This window comes from Streptomyces sp. NBC_00461, from assembly GCF_036013935.1.
In the GTDB taxonomy this organism is placed as follows: Bacteria; Actinomycetota; Actinomycetes; order Streptomycetales; family Streptomycetaceae; genus Streptomyces.
In genome coordinates this window covers 9,974,317-9,989,297 of the sequence record NZ_CP107902.1, presented here as the reverse complement: position 1 = coordinate 9,989,297, position 14,981 = coordinate 9,974,317, and the positions used below count along the sequence as shown (strand labels likewise).

At 72.0% G+C, this 14,981-nt stretch carries 10 protein-coding genes; 6 read left to right on the top strand and 4 right to left on the bottom strand.

Annotated elements, in window-relative coordinates; translation table 11 throughout:
* The first annotated feature begins 28 nt into the window (after window positions 1-28).
* The gene (locus OG870_RS46130; protein WP_327692229.1) at window positions 29-1,759 is read left to right on the top strand and encodes a dolichyl-phosphate-mannose--protein mannosyltransferase; all 1,731 of its coding nucleotides are present in this window, start codon (window positions 29-31) and stop codon (window positions 1,757-1,759) included.
* 24 nt (window positions 1,760-1,783) lie between these two features.
* On the opposite strand, the gene OG870_RS46125 is transcribed toward OG870_RS46130, so the two are convergent.
* Complete coding sequence (locus OG870_RS46125) at window positions 1,784-2,416, bottom strand: GNAT family N-acetyltransferase (protein ID WP_327692228.1); 633 nt, start codon at window positions 2,414-2,416, stop codon at window positions 1,784-1,786.
* A 437-nt stretch (window positions 2,417-2,853) separates the two neighbouring features.
* Here OG870_RS46125 and OG870_RS46120 point away from each other — a divergent pair, with 437 nt between their 5' ends.
* The 3 genes from OG870_RS46120 to OG870_RS46110 all read left to right on the top strand — a co-directional run bounded on the left by OG870_RS46120 (window position 2,854) and on the right by OG870_RS46110 (window position 9,383).
* A complete protein-coding gene (locus tag OG870_RS46120; protein WP_327692227.1) occupies window positions 2,854-5,409 on the top strand; it encodes a SpoIIE family protein phosphatase in 2,556 nt (851 codons plus the stop codon).
* Window positions 5,410-5,757: 348 nt separating this feature from the next.
* Window positions 5,758-8,379, top strand: a complete 2,622-nt coding sequence (locus OG870_RS46115) for a SpoIIE family protein phosphatase (protein WP_405626668.1) — start codon at window positions 5,758-5,760, stop codon at window positions 8,377-8,379.
* Between the two features lie 164 nt (window positions 8,380-8,543).
* Entirely contained in the window at window positions 8,544-9,383 is an 840-nt protein-coding gene (locus OG870_RS46110) for a chitosanase (protein ID WP_266528124.1), read from the top strand.
* Between the two features lie 52 nt (window positions 9,384-9,435).
* Here OG870_RS46110 and OG870_RS46105 read toward each other — a convergent pair whose 3' ends face one another.
* A complete protein-coding gene (locus OG870_RS46105; protein ID WP_327692226.1) occupies window positions 9,436-10,368 on the bottom strand; it encodes a CU044_5270 family protein in 933 nt (310 codons plus the stop codon).
* Window positions 10,361-11,023: an RNA polymerase sigma factor gene (locus tag OG870_RS46100; RefSeq protein WP_405623090.1), complete on the bottom strand. Its 663-nt coding sequence runs from the start codon at window positions 11,021-11,023 to the stop codon at window positions 10,361-10,363. The genes OG870_RS46105 and OG870_RS46100 overlap by 8 nt, the downstream gene beginning before the upstream one ends.
* A gap of 204 nt (window positions 11,024-11,227) precedes the next feature.
* Between OG870_RS46100 and OG870_RS46095 the strand changes: the two genes are divergently transcribed.
* Entirely contained in the window at window positions 11,228-12,592 is a 1,365-nt protein-coding gene (locus tag OG870_RS46095; protein ID WP_266588015.1) for an FAD-dependent oxidoreductase, read from the top strand.
* 58 nt (window positions 12,593-12,650) lie between these two features.
* Here OG870_RS46095 and OG870_RS46090 read toward each other — a convergent pair whose 3' ends face one another.
* On the bottom strand, window positions 12,651-13,631 hold the full coding sequence (locus OG870_RS46090; RefSeq protein ID WP_266528111.1) for a D-cysteine desulfhydrase family protein: 981 nt from the start codon (window positions 13,629-13,631) through the stop codon (window positions 12,651-12,653).
* Between the two features lie 171 nt (window positions 13,632-13,802).
* Between OG870_RS46090 and OG870_RS46085 the strand changes: the two genes are divergently transcribed.
* Window positions 13,803-14,969, top strand: coding sequence for an FAD-dependent oxidoreductase (locus tag OG870_RS46085; RefSeq protein ID WP_327692225.1), 1,167 nt, complete (start codon window positions 13,803-13,805; stop codon window positions 14,967-14,969).
* The last annotated feature ends 12 nt before the right edge of the window (window positions 14,970-14,981 follow it).

The following is a 14,981-nucleotide window of genomic DNA, read 5'->3' as shown; positions in this document are numbered from 1 at the left end:
CCGCACGTGCGTTCCCTACGATGAACCGGTGACGAGTGACACCCCCACCCGGGCCGACGTCGACGAAGACGCCCGAACGACCGCGCGGCCCGAGCCCACCCCCTGGGCGGGGCGACTGCGCCGGTTCGGACACACGGCCGGCCCACCGACCGACACCCGGGCCCGCCTGGTCCCGCCGTTCCCCCGACCGGGCACGTGGGTCTGGGAGTCGATGGGTCTCGGTCCGCGGCTCGCCCGACGGATCGCGAACTCCATGGGCTGGGTGGGGCCGATCCTCGTCGCCGTGCTCGCGGGCACGCTCCGGTTCTGGCGGCTCGGACAGCCACGGACGCTCGTGTTCGACGAGACGTACTACGCCAAGGACGCCTGGGCGATGCTCCGGCTCGGCTACGAGGGCACGTGGCCGGACCGCAAGATCGCCGACCCGCAGGTCCTGGCGCACCCTCAGGTGATCCCGCTCTCGGACCCCGGCAGCTTCGTCGCGCATCCGCCCATGGGCAAGTGGGTGATCGCCCTCGGGGAGGGGCTGTTCGGCCTGGATCCCGTCGGCTGGCGGTTCATGACGGCGCTGCTGGGCACGCTGTCGGTGCTCATGCTGTGCCGAATAGGGCGCCGGCTGTTCCGTTCGACGCTGCTGGGCTGCCTGGCCGGAGCGCTGCTGGCGGTCGACGGCCTGCATTTCGTGATGAGCCGCACCGCCCTGCTCGACCTCATCGTCATGTTCTTCGCCCTGGCGGCGTTCGGCTGTCTGCTCGTCGACCGCGACTGGGCCCGGGCCCGTCTCGCGGCCGCCCTGCCCACGACCGACGGCGGCTTCGGGCGTCCCGACGCCGACGCCGCCGAGGGTACGGGCACGGGCTTGCGTCCATGGCGCCTGGCTGCCGGTGTCTTCCTGGGCCTCGCGGCCGCCAGCAAGTGGAACGGCCTGTACTTCCTGGTCTTCTTCGTAGCCCTGACCGTCCTCTGGGACGTCGGTGCGCGACGGGTCGCCGGGGCCTTCCATCCGTACCGGTCCGTGCTGCGCAAGGACCTCGGCTGGTCGGTGCTGTCGCTGGTGCCGGTGGCCGTGCTGACGTATCTGGCGACGTGGACCGGTTGGTTCCTGTCCGACAAGGGCTACGACCGGCACTGGGCCGACGGTCGCGGCGGCACCTGGTCGTGGATCCCTGCGCCCCTGCGCAGCCTGTGGCACTACGAGCACGCCGTCTACGAGTTCAACATCAACCTGCACGCCTGGCACCGCTACAAGTCGAACCCGTGGAGCTGGCTGGTCCAGGGTCGGCCCGTCGCGTTCCACTACGAGGGGCCGAAGGCCGGGCAGGACGGCTGTCACGCCGCGGCCGGCTGCTCGCAGGAGATTCTGGGGCTCGGCACTCCGCTGCTTTGGTGGGCGGCCTGCGGCGCGCTCGTCTACCTCCTGTTCCGATGGGCGCTGCGCCGCGACTGGCGCGCGGGCGCCGTGCTGTGCGCGGTGGGCGCGGGCTATCTGCCGTGGTTCAACTACCAGGACCGCACGATCTTCTCGTTCTACGCCGTCGCGTTCGTGCCGTACCTGTGTCTGGCCGTGGCCATGATGGTGGGCGCCATGCTGGGGCCGCCGGGGGCGAACGAGCGACGCCGGCTGATCGGCACGGTGGGCGCGGGTGTGCTGGTGCTGCTCATCGCATGGAACTTCATCTACTTCTTCCCGCTCTACACGGGCCGGACGATCCCGTACTCCGAGTGGCACGCCCGGATGTGGCTGGACACCTGGATCTGAGGCCGGGGATCGCGTGACCGGACGTCACAGCTTCTCCAACTCCCCTGTGGTGCGCCCGAGATAGGTGACCGGGCCGGGATCCGGCACGTCGATCTCGTGGAAGCCCAGGCGGTCGTAGAAGGCCCTGGCCGGGGTGTTGACGGTGACCATGGACAGGTGGACGGCGGCGACGCCCCGGTCCTGCAGCGCCCGCAGGAAGGTCCGCATCAGCGCCCGGCCGTACCCGCGGCCCTGCCATGCGGGGAGCAGGTCGATGTGCAGATGGGCCGGATAGGGGGCGGTCGCGGGGACGATCATCCGCTCGGGATGGTGCAGCAGCGGGACCATCGCCTCGTCGGGGGTGCTCGGCGGGCCGGCGGGCTCAGGGTGACGGTCCGCGACCAGGGGCAGCCATGTCGTCCGGAAGGCCTTGACGAAGCGAGGCGTGTCCGCGGTGCCGAGGATGTAGCCGACCGCCCTGCCCTGCCCGTCGTCCAGGACGAAGGCCAGCTCCGGCTCCAGATGGACGTAGGGGGCCGCGAAGATCGCCGGGAAGATGCCGGGGTCGGCGTAGACCGGCCGGCTGTCCTGGCCGTTGTGGGCGGTGCGAACGCAGATGTCGTCGAGGGCTTCGCTGTCCTCGGAGCGGTACGGGCGGACGGCGGGAGTCATGGTCATCGCAGCATCCTCCCGTTTTGGGAGCGCTCCCACAAGGTCGCGCGAGGGCGGCCAACGCGCGACAGGGAGTCGGCCAGGCCGTGACCGTCAACACCGGGGCGTCGCACGGCTGTTGCTGTGCGTCGAGAAGGTGGCCACCGCATCGATCACAGATTGGCGCGACGGTCGGGGGCGGCGGCGCGGTGGGCTCCCACCGTGCGCGCCCCCGGGGGCCGGTGGCCGCCGTCACACGCTGCGACGCGTGGTCACGCCGCTCTCACGACCCCGTCGCCGGCGCCGTCGATCTCCGCGTCACCTCCGGGCGGCCGGACACCCCCTGCGACGTCCGGGATCCGTGATTCCCGTGCGAACTGTGTCCGCCCAGGTGCGCCACCAGCACGTGGTGGCGCATTCTTACTGTGTCGCCCGCTGGACGGCGCAGGGACAAGGTAGGGCCGATGACTGGGAGCGTGGAGGACGCACACCGGACGCCCGAACAACTGGCCGCGCTGCTGATCGACGCCTCGACAAGGGCGATCGGTGCGGCCGGCGGGCACTCGGGAGGGGTCTACCTGCGCTCCGGCACACCCGGGCTGCTGCGGCTCGCGGTGCTCGCCGGGCTGCCGGGCCCCCTGTTCAAGCCTTGGTGGCGGATGCATGTGGACCGCCCCTTCCCGGTGGCCGACTCCTACCGGCTCGGCGTTCAGGTGGTCCTGCCGAACGCCACGGAGACGATGCGCCGCTATCCCCAGTTCGCGGCCGGGCTGCCGTTCCAGTTCGGGTCGCTGTACGTACCGATCGTGGGCGGGACGACGACCTACGGTGTGCTGACCGTGCTGTGTACCTCCGCGCCGGACGCGACCGAGCTGCTCCATCACCTCGATCGCATGGTGCGGCTGGCGGAGGACCTGGGCGCGGCCCTGCGGCGCCTGGACGACGGCGGCAGGCCGTCGGTCGCCTGGGACGGCGAGCCCGTGTGCGTACGGCCGCCGGGCGTCCGCCCGCCCGCCGGCCGCGCGGGAGGCTTCGCGTGGGACCCGGTGACGGATGTCGTGACCGCCGACGAACGCCTGCCCGCGCTGCTCGGGGTGCCCGCCGACGAGTTCGCGACATCCGTCGAAACCCTCGTGGACGCCGTCGCGCCGGCTGAGCGGCAGCGGGTCCTGGCCGCGCTGCGCGAGACGGCCGCGGGCCGGCCGCCGCCCCTGCCGTTGTATGTGCGCTCCGAGGACGGCGCGCTGCGACTGCTGGAGCTGTGGAGCCCGTACGCCGCCCCCGCCCCGCCCGGCACACCGTCCGGCGCCCATCCGGTACGGGGCTTCGTCGTCGACCCGGGTCCCGGCGCGGCAGCCGACGCCGCGGCCGACCTGCTGCCCGAGGGCGTGCTCTGCCTGGACCGGCTGGGGCTGATCCTGTACGCCAACCCGCGGGCAGGACAGCTGCTGCGCCGCTCACGGACACAGCTCCTGAGCCGTCCGCTGTGGGAGGGCGTGCCCTGGCTGAACCAGCCCGCGTTCGAGGACCATCTGCGCAGCGCGCTGCTGTCCCCGGACCCGGTGCGCTTCCACCTGTGGCGGCCCGGCCCGGACGGCGGGGAGAGCGACGCCGCTTCGCACGACGGCGCCTGGCTCGACGTATGCGTCTATCCGGGCCCGGACGTGCTGACGTGTACGTTCCGTCCGGCGAACCGGCTGGCGGAGGCGGCCGCGGACCTCGCGCCGGGGCGCGAGGAAGGGCCGGAGCCGGTCAGGGCGTCCGCGCCCGCGGCCCCGTCGATGGCTCCGCTGTACCAACCCATCGTCCTGGCCATCGCGCTGACCGAGGCGGTCACCGCACGCCAGGTGGCGGCCGTGGTCATGCGGGAGGTGCTGCCCGCGTTCGGCGGCTGCCACCTGGCCATCTACCTGCTGCAGGACCGCCACCTGTACCTGGCCCTGGAGAGCGGCTTCCCCACGGGGTTCCTCACCCCGTTCGAGGGTGTGAGCCTGGACGTCCAGCTGCCCGGCGTGGAGACGCTCACCACCGGCAGGCCGCTCTTCTTCGACTCGATGGAGCAGCTGGCGGCCGCCTATCCCGGCATCCCGCTGGATGCGGACGAGGGAGCCCGCGCCTTCCTGCCGCTGATCGCGTCCGGACGCCCGGTCGGCTCCTGCATCCTGGGCTTCGACCGCCCCCGCAGTTTCAGCACCGAGGAGCGCACGGTGCTCACCGCGCTCGCCGGGCTGATCGCCAACGCCATGGAGAAGGCGCAGCGCTACGAGAGCGAGGCGGCGCTCGCCCGGGGCCTGCAGCAGGCCCTCCTCCCCCGCAGGCTGTCGGCCCACCCGCAGGTGGAGACGACCGGGCGCTATCTGCCCGGCACCCAGGGCATGGAGGTGGGCGGCGACTGGTACGACGTCGTGGAGGCGGGGGACGGCCTTGCCCTGGTCATCGGCGACGTGCAGGGGCACGGCGTGCAGGCGGCGGCCACCATGGGCCAACTGCGCAGCGCCGTACGGGCGTTCGCGCTCAGCGACCGTCCGCCCGACGAGGTGATGAGCGGCACCAACCATCTGCTCATCGACCTCGATCCCGGCCAGTTCGCGAGCTGCTGCTACATCCGGCTGGATCCGGCGTCCGGCCTGGCACGGGTGGCCCACGCCGGGCACCCGCCGCCACTGCTGCGTCACCCGGACGGCCACACCGACGTCCTGGATCTGCCCGGCGGCGTCGTGCTCGGGGTGGATCCGCAGGCCCACTACCCCGTGACGGAGCTGCTGATCGAGCCCGGCGCCGTCCTCGCGCTGTACACGGACGGCCTCGTCGAGCGGCCCGGCACCGACATCGACGACGGCATCACGGCCCTGCGGATCGCCCTGTCGAAGGCCGGCGCCCCCGCCGCCCGTCCGGGCCGCCGACCGCTGTCCGCGGTCGCCGATCGCCTGACCGCGACCGCCCGGCACTCAGCGGACCGCCCCGACGACATCGCCCTGCTCCTCGCCACGCGCCGTGCGGCGCACGGCAACCAGCGCTGAGGCCGACCGTACGGCCGCGGCGCGGGCACCCCCCGCCCGCGACGCCGGCACACGGAGCGGCGCGGACCCTGTCACCCTCTGTGACGCCTCTCGCCTCATGGGGCCCGGCAGTGTAGACATGGGCACATGGTCCGACTTCCGGACCGCTCCGGGGCCCGGTCGCACCGCCGCCCCGGCGGTCCCCGTGCCCGCCGCGCGCACGACCGCGCCCACGGAACGCACGGGCATCGAACGGCGCGGACGAAGGGCCGTTCACTGACGCACCGCGGGATCCACCCCGGCGAACCGGATCCGGGGCGTTTCACGGCGCTGCGGTCGGCGCTGACGGGACGCAGCATCGCCCGGCAGATGTTCGTTCTGCAGGTGGTGATCGTGCTGCTGCTGGTGGTCGCCGCGGTGGGTGCGCTGTATCTGCAGGTGCGGCACGACAGCAGGCAGGAGGCCCGCAACCGGTCGGTCGCCGTCGCCGAGGCGTTCGCCAACGCGCCGGGCACCCGCGAGGCACTGAGCAGCCCCGATCCCACGGCTGTGCTTCAGCCGCGCGCGGAGGCCGCCCGCAAGGCGACGGGCGTGGACTTCATCGTCGTCATGAACACCGACGGCATCCGCTACACCCACCCCAAGCCGGACCGCATCGGCAAGAAGTTCGTGGGGACGATCGCGCCCGCGCTGGCCGGGCAGACGGTGGTCGAGGAGGTCAACGGCACGATCGGGCGGCTGGTACAGGCCGTCGTACCGGTGAAGGCGCCCGACGGCAAGGTCGTGGGCCTGGTGTCGGCGGGCATCACCACCGCGAACGTGGGCGGCGCCGCCAACCGGCAGCTGCCGCTCGTCCTGCTCGCCGCGGCCGCGGGACTCGCCCTGGCGACGGCGGGCACCGCGCTCGTCAGCAGACGGCTGCTGCGCCAGACGCACGGCCTGGGCCCGGACGAGATGACCCGCATGTACGAGCATCACGACGCGGTGCTGCACGCCGTCCGCGAGGGCGTGCTCATCGTCAGCGGCGAGGGCCGTCTGCTGCTCGCCAACGACGAGGCGCACCGTCTGCTCGACCTGCCCGAGGACGCCGAGGGGCGGCACGTCCTCGACCTCGGCCTCGCCGCCGACACCGCCGAGCTGCTGGCCTCCGGGCGCGTCGCCACCGACGAGGTGCACCTGGTCAAGGACCGTCTCCTCGCGGTCAACCAGCGGCCCACCGACGTCCAGGGCGGCCCGCCGGGCAGCGTCGCCACGCTCCGCGACTCGACCGAGCTGCGCGCCCTGTCCGGCCGGGCCGAGACGGCCCGCGAACGCCTGAACATGCTGTACGACGCCGGGGTGGGCATCGGCACGAGCCTGGACGTCACCCGCACCGCGGAGGAGCTGGCGGAGCTCGCCGTGCCCAGGTTCACGGACTTCGCGACGGTCGACCTGTTCGACGCCGTGCTGGGCGGGGGCCAGCCGGAGGCGACGACGCCCTTGCTCCGTACCGCCTCGTGCGGCATCAGCGAGGACGCCCCGCTGTACAAGGTGGGCCGGCAGATCAGGTTCGTCGACTCCTCGCCGCAGGGCCGCAGCCTGCGCACCGGGCAGGCCACGCTGGAACCGCATCTCGCCTCGGCGCCCGGCTGGCACGCCCAGGACCTGGAACGCGCGGCGCAGGTCGTGGAGTACGGCATCCACTCGCTGATCAGCGTGCCGCTGCGCGCCGGATCCCTGGTCCTGGGCGTGGTCAGCTTCTGGCGTTCGCAGAAGGCCGAGCCCTTCGACACGGAGGAGCTGGCGCTCGCCGAGGAGCTGGTGACCCGCGCCGCGGTCTCCATCGACAACGCCCGCCGCTACACGCGCGAGCACAGCATGGCCGTGACGCTGCAACGCAGCCTGCTGCCCCGGCGGCTGCCCGAGCAGTCGGCGCTGGACATCGCGTACCGCTATCTGCCCGCGCAGGCCGGAGTCGGCGGCGACTGGTTCGACGTACTGCCGCTGTCGGGCGCTCGCGTCGCGCTGGTCGTCGGCGATGTCGTGGGCCACGGGCTGCACGCGGCGGCCACCATGGGGCGGCTGCGGACGGCGGTGCACAACTTCTCCGCCCTCGACCTGCCGCCCAACGAACTCCTCGCGCTGCTCGACGAGTTGGTGGGCCGTATCGACCAGGACGAGGCCGCCGAGGCTGCCGAGGGCACCGAGGCCGCAGAGGGCGGCAGCGCCCCGGTCACCGGTGCCACCTGCCTGTACGCGATCTACGACCCGGTGTCGCGCAGGTGCACCGTCGCCCGCGCCGGCCACCCGCCGCCGGCTCTCATCCGGCCTGACGGCACCGTCGAGTTCCCGGACGTGCCCGCCGGTCCCCCGCTGGGCCTCGGCGGGCTGCCGTTCGAGACGGCCGATCTCGAACTGGAGGAGGGCAGCCGCCTCGTCCTGTACACGGACGGGCTCGTCGAGGACCGCGAGCGGGACATCGACGAGGGGCTCGAACTGCTGCGGGGCGCCCTGGAGCGCGCCGGTGAGTCGCCCGAGGACACGTGCCGGGTGGTGCTCGAATCGCAGTTGGCGGCCCGGCCGAGCGACGACGTCGCTCTGATCGTCGCCCGCACCCAGGCGCTCGCCGTCGACAGGATCGCCGAGTGGCAGGTGCCGAACGACCCGGCGGCGGTCGCCGAGGTCCGCGCCTCCGTCAGCCGCCGGCTCGCCGTGTGGGGGCTCGACGAGCTGGCCTTCACCACCGAACTCGTCCTGAGCGAGCTGGTCACCAACGCGCTCCGCTACGGCGCCGACCCCATCCGCGTCCGCGTGCTGTTCGACCGCACCCTGATCTGCGAGGTCTACGACAGCAGCAGTACCTCACCGCATCTGCGGTATGCGGCGATGACGGACGAGGGCGGACGCGGCCTCTTCCTGGTGGCCCAGCTCTCCGACCGCTGGGGGACCCGCTACACACCGGAGGGCAAGGTCATCTGGGCCGAGCAGCCCCTGCCTGACGTCTCTGCCTGACGTCTCTGCCCTGACTCACCCCCATTTGGTCCGTACCTTTTTCGTACGTCCCTACGAACTTCTCCCGCGACGGGTGTGCTCCCTCCGTGCGCTCTGATAGTAAACCTTCCTATCAGTACGACGCACGACCAACTCCCCACCCCCCACCACGACTTGGAGCCCCCGTGAGGCACCCCTCCAGCGAGCCCGCACGTCCTGTCCGGCTTTCGCGCCGGACCGTCCTCGCCGCGGTCGGCGCAACCCTGGCCACGGCCCCCCTCCTGAAGCCCTCGCACGCGTCGGCGGCCGCGGGCTGCGCCGGGCTCGACGACCCGGCGAAGAAGGAGATCGCCATGAAGCTGGTGTCGAGCGCGGAGAACTCCTCGCTCGACTGGAAGGCGCAGTACAAGTACATCGAGGACATCGGTGACGGCCGCGGCTACACCGCCGGGATCATCGGCTTCTGCTCGGGCACGGGTGACATGCTCGACCTCGTCCAGCTCTACACCGACCGCAAGCCCGGCAACGTACTCGCCAGGTACCTCCCGGCGCTGCGCCAGGTGAACGGATCCGACTCGCACGACGGCCTGGACCCGAACTTCCCCAGGGACTGGCGCAAGGCGGCCCAGGACAGCGCGTTCCAGCAGGCACAGAACGACGAGCGCGACCGCGTGTACTTCAACCCGGCCCTGCAGCAGGGCCGGACGGACGGCCTGGGAACCCTGGGGCAGTTCGCCTACTACGACGCCATCGTCATGCACGGCGACGGCGACGACTCGACCAGCTTCCGCAACATACGCAAGCGCGCCCTGCGTTCGGCGAAGCCGCCGGCCCAGGGCGGCAGCGAGGTCACCTACCTGGGCGCCTTCCTCGACGCGCGCGTGTGGGCCATGAAGCAGGAGGAGGCCCACAGCGACACGAGCAGGGTCGACACGGAGCAGCGGGTGTTCCTGCGCAACGGGAACCTGTGCCTGAGCACTCCGCTCAACTGGAAGGTGTACGGCGACAGTTACCACATCGGCTGAGCTCCGGCGGGGCCGCCGTACCGCCCCCCGCGCGGTACGGCGGCCCCCGGGCCTACGGGTGCAGGCCGATACGGTCCACGACGCCCGCCTCTTCCAGGCCCCGCATCTCGTAGTACCAGCCGACCTGCCGCCACGTGCCGTTGATCTTCTTCGCGCTGCTTCCCTTCAACCGCAGGCCCAGGTAGGCATAGGTTCTGGGGTCGAAGACGAACGAGAAGGTGACCCTCGGGTACGAGACCCCGATCCCGTGCCGGCCGAGAGCGTCCACGTCGTGGTAGTCGAGCCTGATGCCGGGGATCTTCGCGACGGCTTCGAAGGTGGCGGCCTCCAGGCCGGGCGGCATGACACGCGGTCCCGTCATCAGCATGCACGCGTTCATGAACGCCATGCCGTTGGCCTCCGGGGACTCGACCCCCGTCATCATGAGCCGCTTGAGCAGCGTGTCCGGATCCGTGGGCCACGTCGCCAGCTTGGCGTATTCGGTCGGCGGCCACCTGACCTCGTGCCTGCCCAGCGGGGGGTCATGGTGGATCTTGCCGTACTCCTCCCGCCAGGAGGGCTTGGAGCCGTCCACGGAGAGCCAGCTCTCGTCCGTCCAGGTCCTGGTCTTCGCACCCTTCACATACGTCCGCGTGATGTAGGTCTTCGTGTACAGGTACTGGTCGTTGCGCGGAATCGGCAGACCGCCGGCGACGGACCGGGAGCGGCCCGCGGCCTTGCGCAGCAGCTGCGCCGCGCTCAGGGGGGTCATCCGGGGGGCGTCCGTGTCCTCCTCGCGCCCGGCCACGACCGCGGCACCTCCCGCGACGGCGGCCGCGGCTGTTGCGGCCACTGCGGTCCTGAACACCAGCCTTCGGGACAGCCGGCCCGGGCGGCTCTCCTCCCGGATGGCGTGCCGCAGGCGATCCCGGGCGGCGAAGCGGGCCTCATCGGTCAACGCAGGCACGTCGGCCTCGAACTCGCGCAGTGCGGTCAGGTCATCCACGATCGGTCTCCTCGGTCTTCTCGGTGGCCTCGGTCTCCTCGTGAAGGGCGGTGGGATCCGAACCGCCCAGTGCCTGGCGCAGCCTGGTGCGCGCCCGGTGCAGCCGTGAGCGCACGGTCCCCACCGGCACGCCCAGGGCCTCGGCGGCCTCCGCGTAGTCGAGATCACCCCAGGCGATCAGCAGCAGCACATCCCGGTGGCGGGCGGGCAACCTGGCCAGCGCGCCCGCCAGTTGGGGTCGGGAGTTCTCGGCGCTGACCCTCGCGGCCACCCGGTCCTCAAGAGCCTCGCCCTCGGCCGACAAGGCGCCGGCGACGCGCGCGAGGGCCTTGAGACGACGCGCCTCCGCGCGCCGGTGCTGGCCGACGAGGTTGGTGACGATCCCGTACAGCCAGGGGCGTGCGTGCGGTCGCGACAGGTCGTAGCGGCGTCGCTGCTGGAAGGCGATCACGAAGGTCTCGGCCATCAGGTCGTCGGCCGCCTCCGTGCCGAGCCGTCTCGCCGCGTAGCGGTGGATGTCGTCGGCGTAGCGGTTGAAGAGCACCGCGAACGCGTCCGGATCGTCCCAGGACCGCTCTACGACCGTGGCGTCGGAGGCGTCGTCACCGGACGGGCCGAGGTGAGGCCGGGTTCCGATGCTCGGCAAGGCGGTCACTGATCGCCTTTCAGGTTCATGGGTTTCCCTCGAGGTCGCGGGCATGGTCGACTGCTGTTGGCCGATGCCCGCCTTCGAGTTCCCGTTCCTGGCTCATAAAATTGACTTATGAGTCCATAGGTCGGACCCGCGTACCGACTTAGGCTTGCCTTAGCTTAGGCTTCCTGTTCGAGTCGTCTGTCCTCACTCGAAGGGAACCTGATCATGCCGCGCCCCCTGCGGGTAGCCATCGTCGGAGCCGGCCCCGCCGGGATCTACGCCGCCGACGCCCTGCTCAAGTCCGACGTGGCCGCCGAACCCGGCGTGTCCATCGACCTCTTCGAGCGGATGCCCGCCCCGTTCGGCCTGATCCGTTATGGTGTCGCCCCCGACCACCCGCGTATCAAGGGCATCATCACGGCCCTGCACCAGGTGCTCGACAAGCCGCAGATCCGTCTCTTCGGCAACGTCGATTACCCGAACGACATCAGCCTGGACGACCTGCGGGCGTTCTACGACGCCGTGATCTTCTCGACGGGCGCGACGGCCGACCGCGAGCTGCGCATACCCGGCATCGACCTGGACGGCTCCTACGGCGCCGCCGACTTCGTCTCCTGGTACGACGGCCACCCGGACGTGCCGCGCACCTGGCCGCTGGAGGCCGAGAAGGTCGCCGTGCTCGGCGTCGGCAACGTCGCCCTCGACGTGGCCCGCATCCTCGCCAAGACCGCTGACGAGCTGCTGCCGACGGAGATCCCGGCCAACGTCCACGACGGCCTCAAGGCCAACAAGGCGCTGGAGGTCCACGTGTTCGGCCGCCGTGGCCCGGCGCAGGCGAAGTTCTCGCCGATGGAGCTGCGGGAGCTGGACCACTCCCCCAACATCGAGGTCATCGTCGACCCCGAGGACATCGACTACGACGAGGGCTCCATAGAGACCCGGCGCGGCAACAAGCAGGCCGACATGGTCGCCAAGACCCTGGAGAACTGGGCGATCCGCGATGTCGGCGACCGCCCGCACAAGCTGTTCCTGCACTTCTTCGAGTCGCCCACCGAGATCCTCGGCGAGGACGGCAGTGTCATCGGTCTGCGCACCGAACGCACCGTCCTCGACGGCACCGGCAACGTCAAGGGCACCGGCGAGTTCAAGGACTGGGATGTCACCGCGGTCTACCGTGCGGTCGGCTACCTGTCCGACAAACTCCCCAAGCTCCCCTGGGACGTCGACTCGGGCACGGTCCCGGACGAGGGCGGCCGGGTGATCCAGGAGTCCGGCGAGCACCTGCAGTCGACGTACGTCACGGGCTGGATCCGGCGCGGTCCGGTGGGTCTGATCGGCCACACCAAGGGCGACGCCAACGAGACGGTGTCCAACCTGCTGGCCGACCATGCCAACGGCCGTCTGCAGACGCCGGGTTCGCCCGAGCCCGAGGCGGTGGACGCGTTCCTCGCCGAGCGCGACGTCCGCTTCACCACCTGGGAGGGCTGGTACAGGCTGGACGCCGCGGAGAAGGCGCTGGGCGAGCCGCAGGGCCGTGAGCGCGTGAAGATCGTCGAGCGCGAGGACATGCTCGGGGCCAGCGGAGCCTGACGCCGGCCGAAGCCGGTCGTGCCCCGCGCCCCCTGGCGGCGCGGCGCGACCGGCTTCCTCACACGGGCTCGTAGGACGGCAGTGCGGTGACGGAGCGGCGCACCGTCACCGTATGACCGAACAGTCCCGGAAGCCCGCCGGTGTGCAGGAACACGGTGGGCTCGCCGGACCGGATGTCCCCGTCGCGGACGGCTGCGACGAGGCCCGCCATGGCCCGGCCGGTGTAGACGGGGTCCAGGACGATCCCCTCGGTCGCCGCGGCCGTCCTCATCGCTTCCAGGACGGGTTCGTGCAGCACCGCGTATCCCGCGCCGACCTGGTCGGTGCGCACCCGCAGTGAGCCCGGGTCGAGGGTGCGGTGAGTGAGCGCACCGGCGAGGCCGGCCACGGTGGCGGCCGGTTCCGGAACCGCACCGACGTGGATGCCCAGCACCCGCTCCTCGCCGAGGGCACCGACCAGACCGGCCATGGTGCCGCCGGAGCCGAGAGCGACCACCACGTGTGCCACGTCCGGCAGTTGGGCCCGCAGTTCCTCGCCGCCTTCGGCGTATCCGCGCGCCCCGAGCGGACTCGATCCTCCGAAGGGGATCAGGAAGGGGCGCGCTCCGTCGCGCCGCAACTGCTCGCAGACGCCCTCCGCGACGGCTCCCAGGGCGCTCGGATCGCCGTCCCCCGCCCAGCGGATCCGCGCCCCGAAGAGGCTGTCCAGAACGAGATTGCCGGAGCCGTTCGCCGCGCCGTCGGGCGTACCGGGGAAGACGAGCACCACGTCCAGACCGAGGCGGGCACCGGCGGCCGCGGTGAGCCGCGCGTGGTTGCTCTGTGCGGCTCCGGTGGTGACCAGCGTGTCCGCGCCCGCGGCGTGGGCGGCGCCGGCGAACCACTCCAGTTTGCGGACCTTGTTGCCGCCTCCTCCCAGGCCGATCAGGTCGTCGCGCTTGATCCACAGATCGTCCGCGCGCAGGCCCAGGTGGGTGGCGAGGCGGGGCATGGGCTCCAGCGGTGTGGGCCAGGTCGACAGGGTGATCTTGTCCGTCATGACGTCTCCAGCGGGAGCGGGGTGGTGGTCTCACTCACCGACACCTCATCACGCCGGCAGAGATCGCCGCCTGTCCACGGAACCCCTGCCGTGTCTCAGGCGTTCCTCCAAGTGCGCGTGCGTCTTTGGGCGTACGTGCGCGTGACGGTACGGATTCGAACGGGGTGGGGCGTGGCACGAGTACTTGTCATCGGCGGCGGAATCGCCGGTAGCGCGACGGCGCTGGCCCTGTGCAAGGCGGGCCTCGACGTCGCCGTGTACGAGGCGCATCCCGACTCCGCCGAGGACCTGGGCGCGTTTCTCACCCTCGCGAGCAACGGCATGCGGGCGCTCGCCCAGATCGACGCCTCCGGCGCGGTCACGGCACTCGGCTTCCCGCTGACATCGATGCGGGTCCTGGACGACGCGGGCGCCGAGCTGGCCCAGGTGCCGCTGGGCGAGGCCGCCGACCCCCTCCTCCAGTTCCGCTGCCTGCGCCGCGGCGACCTCAACTCCGCGCTGCAGGAGGAGGCGGCACGCCGCGGTATCGCCGTCCGGCACGGCGCCCGCCTCACCTCCGTCCAGGACGGACCTGCCGGCGTCACCGCGCACTTCAGCGACGGCAGCACCGCCACCGGCGACCTGCTGATCGGCGCCGACGGCCTGAACTCCACGGTCCGACAGCTGATCAGCCCCGACAGGCGGCCGCTCCACGCCGGCCAGCGGGTCTTCTACGGCTACACCGGCGCCGCGCCCCTGTCCGAACCGGCCGCGCGCATCACCATGGTGCGCGGCAGCACGGCCGCCTTCGGCTTCGCCGTATCACCCGACGGGGAGACGTACTGGTTCGCGCGCGTGTCCGGCGACCCGCTGTCCGCCGACGAACTCGCGCACGGCTCACCGGCCGGATGGCGCGAGCTGCTGGTGCCGTCGCTGCGCAAGGACGCCACGCCTGCCGCGGACATCGTCGCCGCCACCGGTGACGACCTCCTGGTCACCAACGCCACCGAGCTGCCCGCCGGCACGCCCTGGCGCTCCGGCCGGACCCTGCTCGTCGGCGACGCCGCCCATGCCGCCTCCCCCGCGACCGGGCAGGGCGCGTCGATGGCGCTGGAGGATGCCGTGGTCCTCGGCAAGGCGCTGCGCGACGCACCGGACACCGATACCGCGCTCTCCCTCTACGAGAGCCTGCGCCGTCCGCGCGTGGAGCACAACATCGCCGTCAGCGGCAACATCTCCCGCGGTGGCGCCTCGACGCCGCCCGCCACCCGGAGCCCGGCCGCGTCCCGGCCCGGGGAGGACGAACTGGCACGGCTCCTGGAGTGGGAGTCGGACCTGCGGGACACCGCACAGGCCTGACACACCCTCACC

Coding starts and splice junctions, on each gene's coding strand:
- OG870_RS46125 (WP_327692228.1), bottom strand. CDS start 2,416: ATGACCATGACTCCCGCCGTCCGCCCGTACCGCTCCGAGGACAGCGAA.
- OG870_RS46115 (WP_405626668.1), top strand. CDS start 5,758: ATGTTCGTTCTGCAGGTGGTGATCGTGCTGCTGCTGGTGGTCGCCGCG.
- OG870_RS46090 (WP_266528111.1), bottom strand. CDS start 13,631: ATGACGGACAAGATCACCCTGTCGACCTGGCCCACACCGCTGGAGCCC.
- OG870_RS46095 (WP_266588015.1), top strand. CDS start 11,228: ATGCCGCGCCCCCTGCGGGTAGCCATCGTCGGAGCCGGCCCCGCCGGG.
- OG870_RS46120 (WP_327692227.1), top strand. CDS start 2,854: ATGACTGGGAGCGTGGAGGACGCACACCGGACGCCCGAACAACTGGCC.